This window comes from Mycoplasma sp. 2575 (genome assembly GCF_053851635.1).
Genome location: NZ_JBSQBB010000002.1, coordinates 31,737 through 44,200, shown reverse-complemented (window position 1 = coordinate 44,200; position 12,464 = coordinate 31,737). Strand labels below are relative to the sequence as shown.

Annotated in this window: 13 protein-coding genes; 8 read left to right on the top strand and 5 right to left on the bottom strand. The window is 26.2% G+C overall.

Annotation, left to right across the window (positions count from 1 at the left end):
* From ACWXVU_RS00470 to ACWXVU_RS00450, 5 genes are read left to right on the top strand one after another with little or no spacing between them, the layout of a single operon-like run.
* Window positions 1-291 (top strand): hypothetical protein, encoded by a 291-nt coding sequence (locus ACWXVU_RS00470; protein WP_456011907.1) that lies wholly within the window; start codon window positions 1-3, stop codon window positions 289-291.
* Entirely contained in the window at window positions 291-959 is a 669-nt protein-coding gene (gene cmk / locus ACWXVU_RS00465) for a (d)CMP kinase (RefSeq protein WP_455994567.1), read from the top strand. Before ACWXVU_RS00470 ends, cmk begins: the two co-directional genes overlap by 1 nt.
* Entirely contained in the window at window positions 959-2,275 is a 1,317-nt protein-coding gene (gene der / locus ACWXVU_RS00460; RefSeq protein WP_438340784.1) for a ribosome biogenesis GTPase Der, read from the top strand. Before cmk ends, der begins: the two co-directional genes overlap by 1 nt.
* Window positions 2,276-2,277: 2 nt before the next feature.
* A complete protein-coding gene (locus ACWXVU_RS00455; RefSeq protein ID WP_456011906.1) occupies window positions 2,278-3,252 on the top strand; it encodes an NAD(P)H-dependent glycerol-3-phosphate dehydrogenase in 975 nt (324 codons plus the stop codon).
* A gap of 29 nt (window positions 3,253-3,281) precedes the next feature.
* The gene (locus ACWXVU_RS00450) at window positions 3,282-3,578 is read left to right on the top strand and encodes an HU family DNA-binding protein (protein WP_438340782.1); all 297 of its coding nucleotides are present in this window, start codon (window positions 3,282-3,284) and stop codon (window positions 3,576-3,578) included.
* Here the strand turns inward: ACWXVU_RS00450 and recU are convergent.
* From recU to ACWXVU_RS00425, 5 genes are all read right to left on the bottom strand, one after another.
* Entirely contained in the window at window positions 3,568-4,071 is a 504-nt protein-coding gene (gene recU / locus ACWXVU_RS00445; RefSeq protein WP_456011904.1) for a Holliday junction resolvase RecU, read from the bottom strand. The two genes, ACWXVU_RS00450 and recU, sit on opposite strands and share 11 nt — an antisense overlap.
* Window positions 4,072-4,122: 51 nt before the next feature.
* Complete coding sequence (locus ACWXVU_RS00440; protein ID WP_456011903.1) at window positions 4,123-6,249, bottom strand: UU173 family protein; 2,127 nt, start codon at window positions 6,247-6,249, stop codon at window positions 4,123-4,125.
* Entirely contained in the window at window positions 6,239-7,090 is an 852-nt protein-coding gene (locus ACWXVU_RS00435) for an MAGa7180 family putative nuclease (RefSeq protein WP_456011901.1), read from the bottom strand. The genes ACWXVU_RS00440 and ACWXVU_RS00435 overlap by 11 nt, the downstream gene beginning before the upstream one ends.
* Window positions 7,091-7,281: 191 nt before the next feature.
* Window positions 7,282-7,800 carry a peptide-methionine (S)-S-oxide reductase MsrA gene (msrA, locus tag ACWXVU_RS00430; RefSeq protein WP_438340778.1) on the bottom strand — a complete coding sequence of 173 codons (519 nt, stop codon included), beginning with the start codon at window positions 7,798-7,800 and terminating at the stop codon, window positions 7,282-7,284.
* A 220-nt stretch (window positions 7,801-8,020) separates the two neighbouring features.
* Window positions 8,021-9,088, bottom strand: coding sequence for a hypothetical protein (locus ACWXVU_RS00425; protein ID WP_456011899.1), 1,068 nt, complete (start codon window positions 9,086-9,088; stop codon window positions 8,021-8,023).
* A 223-nt stretch (window positions 9,089-9,311) separates the two neighbouring features.
* On the opposite strand from ACWXVU_RS00425, the gene ACWXVU_RS00420 reads away from it, so the two are divergent.
* From ACWXVU_RS00420 to ACWXVU_RS00410, 3 genes are read left to right on the top strand one after another with little or no spacing between them, the layout of a single operon-like run.
* The gene (locus ACWXVU_RS00420) at window positions 9,312-10,247 is read left to right on the top strand and encodes a Vmc-like lipoprotein signal peptide domain-containing protein (protein ID WP_456011896.1); all 936 of its coding nucleotides are present in this window, start codon (window positions 9,312-9,314) and stop codon (window positions 10,245-10,247) included.
* Between the two features lie 51 nt (window positions 10,248-10,298).
* Window positions 10,299-11,258, top strand: coding sequence for an ABC transporter permease subunit (locus ACWXVU_RS00415; RefSeq protein WP_438340775.1), 960 nt, complete (start codon window positions 10,299-10,301; stop codon window positions 11,256-11,258).
* Window positions 11,248-12,423 carry an ABC transporter permease subunit gene (locus ACWXVU_RS00410; RefSeq protein WP_456011894.1) on the top strand — a complete coding sequence of 392 codons (1,176 nt, stop codon included), beginning with the start codon at window positions 11,248-11,250 and terminating at the stop codon, window positions 12,421-12,423. The genes ACWXVU_RS00415 and ACWXVU_RS00410 overlap by 11 nt, the downstream gene beginning before the upstream one ends.
* Window positions 12,424-12,464 lie beyond the last annotated feature (41 nt).

The following is a 12,464-nucleotide window of genomic DNA, read 5'->3' as shown; positions in this document are numbered from 1 at the left end:
ATGAGTAAGGATAAGGAAAATTATAACAATTTAAAGGCAATCATCAAAAGCGATCATCAAGTCGCAATAAAACTAATTAAAGTAGCACAAAAATACAACCTTGACATCGACCAAAACGATTTGCTTAATAAATTAAATAATAATCAATCTGATGATATCACACTATTAATCAAAAATTTAATCTATTTGCTAAAAAAACAACCAATTCAAGAAAAATTTAAACCTATCAAACTAAAAACTGATAAACAACTAGAAGAACTCATAAAAGACTTTAGGAAGGAAAATAAGTAATGAAAAATAAAATTAATATCGCAATAGATGGACCTAGCGGCGTAGGCAAAACTGTAATGGCCAGAATGCTGGCTAGTGAGTTAAATTACATTTTTATAAGTAGCGGAAATTTATATCGTGCTATTGCATATAATGCTATATTAAATGGCATTGATTCTAATAACGAATCAGAAATTAATAAAGCATGAAATTTTGAGGACTTATTCATAACAAAAGATGAAAAAATTTTTCTAAGAGGAGAAGATATTACTCTAAAAATTCGTGAGGATAGAGTTTCTTTGTATGCATCAGAAATTGCCAAATATCAATCTGTACGTTTAAAAGTTAATACATTCATTCAAAAAAAAGGCGCACAAGAAAAGGGAATAATTGTCGATGGAAGAGATGCTACTTACCGTATTCTTCCAGATGCAGAAGCAAAATTCTTCTTATGAGCCACACCAGAAGTTAGAGCTCATCGCCGTTTAAAGCAAAATAATTTACTTGGTATAGAGTCCAAATATGATGAGATTTTAGAATCAATTAAAATAAGAGATGAAAATGATACAAACCGTGATATAGATCCATTAATAGAAAGTGAAGGCAGTATAAGGATTGACTCGACAAATATGAGTGTGGATGAAAACTTTTTAGTAATGCTAAAAGAGGTCAAGAAGAGGTTAAACTAATGAAAAATACAATAGCGTTAATAGGAAAGCCTAATGTCGGAAAATCAACTCTTTTTAACAAAATAATTGATAAAAGAAAATCAATTGTTTATGATACTCCTGGAGTTACTAGAGATAGAATTTATCATAGCGCAAAATGGTCTGGATATGATTTTAATATTATTGATACCGGAGGAATAACACAAGAAAACGAAGACTTTAAAGAGCAAATTAAAAAACAAGCAGAAGTAGCAATCAATGAATCTGAAATTATCGTTTTCATAGTTGATGGTAGAGAACCGATCACATCAGAAGATTTTTTTGTCGCTAGTTTATTAAGAAAATCAAACAAAAAAGTTTTGCTTGTTTTGAATAAACTAGAATCAAATATAAAAACATTTTTTGATAATCAAATATATAAATTGGGGTTTCAAAGCATTTTTCCAATAAGCGCTATTCATGGCGATGGAGTTGGCGATTTGCTAGATGAAATAGTTAAAAATCTAAATTTTAATGATGATAAACAAACAAATCATTTTAAACTTACCATATTAGGCTCGCCTAATGTCGGAAAATCCACGCTACTTAACACCCTTACCAATGAGGAACGTTCTATTGTATCGAATATTGCTGGAACAACTAGAGATTCTGTCTCTTCAATAATAAAAATTGAAAATGAGGAATTTGAAATTATTGATACAGCAGGTATTAAAAGAAAAAGTAAATTATCCAATAGCATCGAGCACTATGCATTAATGCGAGCCACAGATTCAATACAAGAAGCTGATTTATGTTTATTAATGTTAGACGCCACAGAAGAAGTTAGTCATTTTAGCCAAAATATTATTGGGATTGCCTATGATTTAAAAAAACCATTAATTATTATTGTAAATAAATGAGATTTAATTGAAAAAGATACCAATACAATGGATATTTACAAAAAAAATCTTTCTAAGAAATTAAAATTTGTAGATTGAGCACCTATTGTTTTTATATCTGCTAAGAACAGAGTCAGAATAAGCAAACTAAAAGATGAAATAATTAAAATTAAAAACAATATTTCTAGAAAAATAGTTACCAATCAATTGAATTCAGTAATGATGACTGCACAAATGATAAAACCCGCTTCACCCATTAAGGGTAAAAGATTATCAATAACCTTTGCAAGACAAATTGATGGAAAAATTCCAACTTTTTTATTATTTGTAAATGATGAAAAATGTGCGCACTTTACGTATTTAAGATATATAGAAAACCAAATAAGACAAAATTTTGATTTCAGTGGAACACCTATTACCCTTATACTAAAAAATAAAAATAAAAAAGAGGACAAATAATTATGAAAAAAAGAATAGCTATTCTTGGTAGCGGGGCAATGGGTACTGCATGTGGAAATGTTTTAGCTGAAAACGGACATGACGTTATATTTTATGGCATCAATGATAATGAATTGCAGGACCTTGAAAAGGGCTTTAATAAAAAATATTTTGATAATAAATTAATTACCAATTTCAAAACAACAAAAATCCTTGAAAAGGCAATAGAAAATGTTGAATTTATCATCATAGCAATACCTTCAAGATTTATTCCACCTGTTTTTGAAGAATTAATAAAATTAATCAAAAACGACGTAACAATTATTAATGTAATAAAAGGTTTTTGGCCTAATACAAACAGTTTTGTACATAACAAAATGGCTGAAATGGCAAAAGATAACACAAACATCAAAGGCATAACTTCATTAATCGGTCCTTCCTTTGCTACTGATATAATAAATAAACACATAACAATTGTCAATGTTGTTTCAAAGGATATAAATAAAGCTAATGAAGTTAAAACGATATTCACAAATGACTGATTTGCAGTTTCGGCTATTGATGATGTTATTGGCGCTGAAATAGGCTCAATATATAAAAATATACTAGCAATAGCATCGGGCATAATCGCATCATTGGGATATTCGACCAATACACAGGCAGCGCTATTAACTATGGGATTAAAAGAAATGGTAAAATATGGAAAATTTTTAGGCGCTAAAACCGAAACAATATATGATTTATGTGGCTTGGGCGACTTAATTCTTACAGGATTATCAGAAAAATCAAGAAACTACCAATATGGTTTAAACTTCCTAAAAAATAAAATAGATGATAGCCAAACAACCGTCGAAGGGTTATATGCCCTAAAATATATTTATCATCAAAATATATCTAAAAATAAACTAAATTTACCATTAATAGAAGGAATTTACAAAATAGTATATAATAAAGAAAATCCCCAAATTATTATTAATAGCTTAATTAAAAGGGTTTAAACTATTTATTAAATTAAGGAGTCTGAATAATGACAAAGAGAGAATTAATTAAAAAAACATCGGAAGAAACGGGCTTTCAACAAGCAATGGTTGAATCAATTTTTGATCAAGTTGTCGATATCATTATTGAAGAGTTAGCTAATTCAAGACAAATAACTATTTCAGGTTTCGGCGTTTTTTCCTCCAAATATGTAGCTGCAAAAACCCAACAGCATAACATTACAAAAGAGGAAATTGAAGTTCCTTCAAAAATGGACCCAAGATTTAAGTTTTCAGATGTTTTAAAATCAAAAGTTGATGAAATATATCAAAAAATTAAAAAGTAATATTCTCAACTATGTTCAATATTCCAGGAAAAGATAATGATAATTTTTTTCCTCAACACAAGGCTTCTTCATAGTGAAGGGCTTTTTTTGTTTTAAATTTTTCCTGAAAAATATGATGTTCAATTAACAAAAATAAATTTTTAGGCTTAAAATAAATTATTCAAAAAGCAATACCATTATGCTTTTTAATAAGATCAAGGTATTCAATTTGATGCTGTTTAATATTATTAAAAGGTAAAACATCCGATTCAGTACTTTTGGCCTCAAATGCCAAAAACCTTCCTTTATATATTCCATAATAATCAACAGAGCTTTTGCTGCTGATTATTGCATTATCTAGTTTCAACTTTTTATCATGCAATTGAACAGATTTAAAAGTAATATCAAGATTCTTCTTATGGATAATACAAATGCTATTCTTAAAATAAAACTCTCTCGTTTGATTGATGATTGTTTCTAATAACATACCGCGATTTTTGAAATTAGCTTTCATGTTAGAATTACAACAAAAAAACAATAAAATTTTTCCTTGTTTTTTCTCTAATTATTTATTGTATTTATAAAAATTCTCAAAATATTCGTCCTTATTTTTTAACAAATACTTAACCAGTTCTGCAGCCATTAACATTGCCATAACATCATTATGACAATAAATTTTTAGATCTTTAATTTTTCGGTTTCATTCATTATCCTTAATAAGATTTAGGGCTCTTGTCGTAGCAATTGTTAGCGCCTCCGAACCATTTTTAACATTAAGTTTTGAATATGGAGTGATATTATATTTTAAATGTTTATTTAAATTATTATTTGTTACAAAATATTCAATCTTTTTTATTGAATATGATCCATTAATATATCCTAGATTTATCATTCTATCTACAACAAAAATTTTCTGTTTTCGCCCAGAAAAAAAATTGCATATGTCAACAAGACGGTTTACAATAAAATCGATTTTTTTTGCATATTCATTAAATTGAATCTCGTCTAATTTATTTTGTAAACAATAAATATGAAGCGACTCTTTTATTTCAAGTAATCTGCTCTTCTCATAATTTATATTGTAAATAATATAATATGAAATTTCTTGGTCATATAAATCATCGATAATTTTTTTATATGTATTGATATCAAAGGTTAAAGGATCATAAACATAATCATTACTTTCATAAATTTCATCATTCTGCGTCTTTACAATTGATGTTTGAGATATTACTTGATTTCATGCTGGCAAATAATCGAGCATTGGGGTAGGCAATGTTACACCTTCAAAATCAAACCAAGCAATATTGGCATTCTTATCCGTTATTACATTATACTCATAAATGCTTTGTATTTCTGGATTTATAGAAATAAGATTATTATCATAAAATTCACTAACAGTTCTTTTTGTTAGTAAATCAACATCATTATTTAAACCGGAAATTAGCTTTAATATTTTTTTGCTTCCAAATTTATATTTAGGGAACTGTTTTTCAACTAATTTATAAAAGAAAATATTCGAATTAAAATTGTCAATGAAATCATCCTTAGTTAAAGTTCAATCCATTTGTAGCGAATCTCTATTATTAATCAAATAAATAAACTCTTTAAATGAACACGTATAATCACTTATATTTTTTGTGTGCTCTTCAATATTTGCCAATCTTTTCTCATTAAAATCGTATCCAGCGGAAATCAATTCACCTTTAACATGGTCAATGATTGATAAATTATTTGTTTTTTTTGATCTTACTGATTTTGTATATGCAAAATTAGGATCACAAATATATTTAGCTTCAACTTCATCCTCAGATAATAAGACTTTATCATTAGGTTTAATATCTACGCCGCCTTTATTTGGAGAACAATATTTTGACAGATTGAACTTTAGGATATTTTTTCTTACATTCTTTTTCTTTTGATATCTAGGTTTTAACAAAAATATCTCATTAATATCACTATTTAGTGATTTGGTGATGATATTATAATTTCAATATGCCTTTAATAGATTTTTTCTATTCGTTTTTTGCGAATAAATTAAATCACCAAAATGTTTTAATTTTGTATCATAAAAAGCAACTTTTGCATAACAAGATTGATATTCAAAGGCTGGGTTTATAATCAAGCGATAATTTTCATTTATTGATTTAATTGTATCGGCCAATACATCATCCTGCTTTTGCTTCAATGATATATATTTGATTTCTTCGTCCTTTATATGATATCTTTCTTTATAAAAATCAACTAAAAAATCTATTGCCTGATCATAAACGGTATCTAAGCCCGAGGAAAGAATATTAACTGTCGTAAAAATGGAAAAAAGAAAATTTAAATTTTTATATACATCTTCATCAACTGTGTTATTAATTAATTCATGATTATTACGAACTGTTTCCTTTAAAAAATCTATTTTTTCCAAGGTGTCGAGTTCTTGAATATAGTCTTGCTTTTCCTTATCTAAATATTTAGACGCAAACTCGTTTGAAATATTGTCTATTTTATCAAAATAAAAGTTAATAAGTTCATGATTGACACTAGAATCATTATCGTCCTCTAAATCAAAATTAAAATTACCTGCAAAAATTTCATGGCTTGAATCTAAATTGCCATCAATGCTATTAAATACTAACCATGGGTGTGTAGTATTAGCAACTAAAAAATCGCTAAATGAATATCTTACCTTATTTTTCATACTCTGCCACAGCCTTGCCTTCATTAACTCACTCTAGATATAATTTTTTTCATTCATCATAATTCTTACATTCTAAATATTTTACAATATCAACATCTATACTATTATTTCAAGTGGGACTAATACCTAATTTTGTGTATTTATCATATCATTTTTTGCATGCTGCCATATCATCCAAGACTTGTTCTTCATTTACCTCAAAAGGTCAACCCTTAACAACTCGATTATTTATGTCAACTAAATTAGGGTCTTTGTAATCTTCTTCTTCTAAAAAACAAGCAATAATTGCAAAATGTTTGGCCCCCATCAAATATGAATATAATTGTGCTTGTTTTAAATAAGCAACATTAATCATACCTTGTTTCCAAGATTCAAGTTTTTTACTTCCGACGGTTTTTATCTCAATAATCATCTTCTTTTCAGCAATATAGCCATCTGGTAATCCGCCAAAGAAAACATTATTTTTGAAATAATCATAGTTAAACTTTTCGGCAGGGAACCGTTGAATAGGTAAATTGAATGATTTTTCAATTTTTTCAAGAATTTTAGGTTCTAGAATAACTCCAGCATTTACATATTTCGGGTCCAATACTGGAAATCTAAAATTAGCTATTCTCGCAAATGCAGCAAAAGGGCTATTAAACTGAGTTAGTTTTAAAATATCTCCAAGAGCTGAACCAGTTATTTTTCTAAAACCGCCAAATTCACCAGGTTTTTTTGATAATAAGTTTTTATGGTATTCAGCAGTTAATTTAACTGTTTTTGTTTCATGATCAACTACATATTGATTGCCATTATAATGCGAGCGGTTGGGAATAATTATTTTCTTTTCTTCATTCATTTATTTACCTCACTTATACTTAAAAAAATAAAAATAAATAGATTTAGGTTATCTTTTATTAATTTTACTAAGTATTATGTTAACCATATTTGAATTTTTTTAAAAAAATAAACGAAATAATATAGATTTAACTAAAAACATAGCTTTTCTTGCTATGTTTTTTTCTCGTTACCTATCTTAATATAATGATATTATTTTAATAAATTAATAATTTTTTTCTCACTCTCATTTAATTCAGGTTCAATATCAAGTCTTACGTGACAATAACCAGATGGATTTCTTTGCAAATAATCTTGATGATATTCTTCTGCGATTACAAAATTTGTGAGAGGTAAAAGTTCTACATAAAATTCACTATAATTTCCCTTTAAAATATTGAATAACTTTTCTAATTTAGTAAAATCACTTTCATTATCATAGTATACACCGGTTCGATATTGGATACCAATATCACCTCCCTGCTTATTTAAGGATCCTGGATTAATAATTCTAAATAAGTGTAAAACAAGTTCCTCTAAAGAAATTTTCTCATTATCATAAATGACTCTCACTGTCTCAGCATGTAAGGTTGATTTAATTTGATAATATGAGGTTACATCAGTATTACCGTTTGCATAACCAGTCTTAGTTTCTATAACACCTTTTAAACGCGAAAAATAGGCTTGTACACCCCAAAAGCATCCGCCAGCTAGATAGATAGTTTTTTTCATAATTTTCCTCCTTATTTAATTTAATTTTAAGTTAATATAATACTTAAAAACCAAGATAAATATATCTTAATTTCTATTAGGTATTCATAATTTAAATTATTATTAGTTTATTTTAAATATAATACATTAAAAATAAAAAAAGATATCAGCCTTTATTTTATGTTTTTTTTATTTTGTTTTAAATCAACTTATTTTTAGTAGTTTTTAAAATATTTAGCATCTAAAATTTTATTTTTTTATATTTTTTAGCAATGCTCTTATAAATTTCAAGAATATTTTCATAAAAATTAGCATTATTCTTATCCAGCAAAGAAATTTGCTTAATTCCTTCTAAAATATCATCAATCATTCTTAAATTTCTAGCCTTATTGTATCCTCTTCAAATATCATATTTTTTTCTAAATTCTTCATAATACTCTTCTCTTGATAATCAAGGATTAAAGCAAATCATAATTTCTCTAAATAGTGAAAATAAAATCAATATTTCGGAATTATACATATCAGTTATAATAATATATTTTTTAGGACCAAATGAAAAGGTTATCGATCTTGTCATCGTTTTTTCAATATAGGGTAGTTTTATTAACTCAATATTTCTATCTTTAAGAAGCAAAGAAACTTTGCTAATTTTTTCATCAAAAGAATCAATTTCATTAAACAGTGTATCAATTAATCTAACAATAACAAATTTTGGTAAATATTCCTTAAATCTTGATCTTGAAGCAATGTCTTTTCCTTTAAAATTTTCTCTAATGAACAATTCACAAAAACGAATAAAAGGGATTCTATTATGTTTTGTAATTTTGCAATGATTAATATACAAATGTTTTGAAATATACTTTGAATATTCCTCAATGTTCAATGTTCCATAATATTTTTCAAGAAATTCAATTATTTCTTCTTCACTTGGCGACTGGCTAAGCTTATTATCACCTAAGATATTAGTAAGATAACGATTTTTTTCAAGTATCTCCCAGCCTAGTCTTTTAATTATTTCTGCCTTATCTAATGGGCCAACATTAAGATTATTTCTAAAAAAATATCATTTATTTGTTAAATAGCCAATTTTTAGGTCTAGCATTTTTTCTAAATCTTGAATTAAATTAAGACTAACATCATCTCTTAAATCGTTTAACAAGTTAAATATTTTTCTTCGATCGGCTTTAATCTTTTTGCAAACATCATTTGTCTTAATATTGGCAATTGTGAAAATATTTCTTAAAAATTCTCCAAAGGTTGTACATGAATTTATTCGATTCTCTAACATCAATAAATCTTTTTTACTCATATAACATCTTAACCTTTCAGCAACAAGTTTATAATACCAATTGGAAACAATTTTATAATTAATTTTAATTAATTACTTTGTTAATTTAAATTTTATTTAATTTTTCACATTATTTTAATAAAAATCGCATAAATAAGACAAAAATGCAAAAAAAATAAAAATATAGTTAAACTATTTTTGTTATAATTTATTAAAGTAATTTAATTTTAAATGAGGTAAATATATGAAAAAAAACATAAAGTTATTTTTATCACTATCACCTTTAATAGCAGTTTTAAGCACTCCATTAGTAGTTGCATCATGTAGTAATAAAAATGGCGATTCAACTGCGGAAATCAACCAAATTATTTCAAAAAAAGACCAAATTCAAAAAATTATTAAATATGAGGAAGATTTAAATGAAAAAGAGAATGCTCAAAAAATACTAGAAGAGATAAATAAACTTAAAAAAGATGAAAAAGACGAAAAAAAGGTTAAATCATTATTAGAAAAAATAAAATTAGCAATATCAAGTTTCAATAAAAGAAACACACAAGAAAAATCAGGATTAATTGTTCAAAAAATAGCCGAAAATCAAGAAGAAGTTATTGCTTCTGATGTAGTTAAGGAATTAAAATCAGCAAAAAAATGAGAAGATGTTAAAAAAGTTTTTTCAAAATATTCAATTATTTTTATCGAAAATGAATTAAGAGAAAAAGAAGAATTAAGTATCTCCGCTTCAACTCATTCGCATGATGATGAGGGTGAAATCCACCTAGATATTAAATTCAAGGTTTTAAATACTACAATTAGATTTACATTAATTGGTTTCAAAAAAATCGAACCTGTAAAAACGATTTCAAATTGAAAATTTACAACAAAATTAAAAAATAAAATTGAAGAAAAAGAAGCACAAACTAATTTCTTGAATAAACTAAAAGCAGAGCAGGAAAAAGGCTTTAAAAATTTATTAGAAGAATTACAAAAAACACTACCAATCGAAAAAGTTGATAAGAATAAAAATGATATTGAATTTAGTATCAATTTTGATGATTCAAAAACTAAATTTGTAGATAACTTCTTAATATTAAATATAAATTTCTATAACACCGCAGACAAAAAAATAGTTCAAACAGAATCAATTCAAATAGAAAACATCGATGACCATCACGAAGAATAACGCATTCAAAATACGCCAATGATAGATAGAGTTAAAAATAGGGGGTAAATTATGACAACTAAAATTAAGATAAACTTGTTCAAAAATATTGCTTTCTATTTTTTTATTTTCTTTATTTCAATTGTTATTATATTCTTTGCAATAAATGTTTTAATTGAACCTCAAATTAAAAAAAATATAGCTATTTATTCACAAATTTCACATAACTATGGAGCTAGATTTAAGACCTTTTTAACAAATTTATTTACATTTAATCCCGGAAAAATATACTCTCATGAATTAGCAAGTGTTGAAAATAACATTTTATTTCTCTACCTACGGCAATTTCGTTGGACCTTTTTAATAAGTCTATCAGTATTTATTATTAGCTTTATTGTCGGCAACATATTAGGAGTGTTTTCTGCTTATAAATTTAATAAATCATATGATGTTATAACCTCTATTATTATTTCTTTTTTAGGTTCCTTACCAATCTTAATTATTTGCATTCTTGCTTTATCAAGTGCAGACATATTTGGCTATCCCTCGCAGTTTTTAAATAGTAAACTTAGCTTTGCTTCGCTAATAGTTCCTATACTAATTTCTTCACTCCCAACAGTAGCTATCTTCTTTTCTAAATCAAGAAAAAAAACGTTTGAAATTCTTAAATCAGATTATTATCTATTTGCAAAAACATATGGAATGAAAAAGCGTGATTTACTAAAAAAAGTTGTTTTAAAAGAATTGTTAATTGGTGAACTCAACTTATTTTTTGTTCTCTATGTTTTATTATTCACAATAACAATTTTAGTTGAAAGAATTTTTTCAATCCCAGGCCAAAGTTTATTAATTTCATTTGCTTTCAGAAAAGGTGAAGTAGATATTATTATGTTTTACTTTATCTTTAATTTTATTTTACTAAGTTTTCTTTTATTAATCAATAAAATCGCTATAATAAAGTTGAGCCCGAAAAACGAATTCACTTCTTTACTTCTTTTTAAAAAATATAAACGAGGTAAAAATGCACAATAATCTATTTAACTTTGCAAGAGAAAAAAAATCGAATTCGAATCCTTATGTTATCCATACAAATTCCGCAAAACAATACTGAAAAAGATTTTTTGCCAATAAATTTAATCTTATTTGTTTTATATGCTTTGTTATTTTAATATTAGCTTTATTAATTGCCACATTTTTAATTAAAAACTCTCCTACTCACTCAATCAATGAAAATACAACACTAGTTAATGACCTGCCATCAAATATTTCTCAAAAAATAACAAAAAACTTTAATCGTGGTGTTGAATTAGATTTTATAAGAAACATCGCAAAACTGGAAGCAAAATCAGCGGCTAGTGAACATAGAAACTTAATATTTTGAATTGAATTTGACTCAGCGAGAGATATTGGTGGAGAGCAAACTATTTATACAGATATTGTTACTTTAACATACAATCCTTACAATCTAATCAAAGCAGTAAATCTCTTACAATTATCTAAAGATATGCCCATAAAAATTCCTAATGGTTTATTTCTGGGAACAAACAACCAAGGAATTGATATATACGCCAGAACGATAACATCTATTTGGTCAACTATTTTAATAATTCTTGCTGCAATTATTATTAATATTTTTATCGGTTTTAATTTTGCGGTTATTATAAATATTTATAAACAAAATATAATTGTACGATTTATTGATAGAGTAATCAACTCTATTAGCGTTATCCCAGAAATTATTTGAGTTTTTCTATTATCTATTTTTATCGGAACAAGTTTATATGGGTTGTTTATATCATTATCAATAATTTGCTGAATTTCATATTTCAAATTTGCAAAAGAAGAAATCAATTCCTTGCTAACACAAGAATTTATCGTTGCTTCTAGGGCTATTGGGGCATCAAATTGAAGAATTGCCTATAATCATATTTTCAAAAGAATTTTTGCAAACTTTCTAATAATATTAGTTGAAAGATTTTCTATTAATATCTTAATTGCTTCTTCATTAGCATTCCTAGATTTTATTAATGATTCAAATAGCATAAATATAGGTTTCATTTTAAAAGAAGCAATTAGTTTGGTATCCAATAATCCTGGATATCTCTTAACCGCATCAATATTTATAATTGCTTTTTCAATAAATTTAAAGCTACTATCATCAGGTTTAGCTAATACATTTAACCCAAAAACAAAATAAAATAGGCCAAGCATACTTCACAAAGAAATTCAACTTAGGCC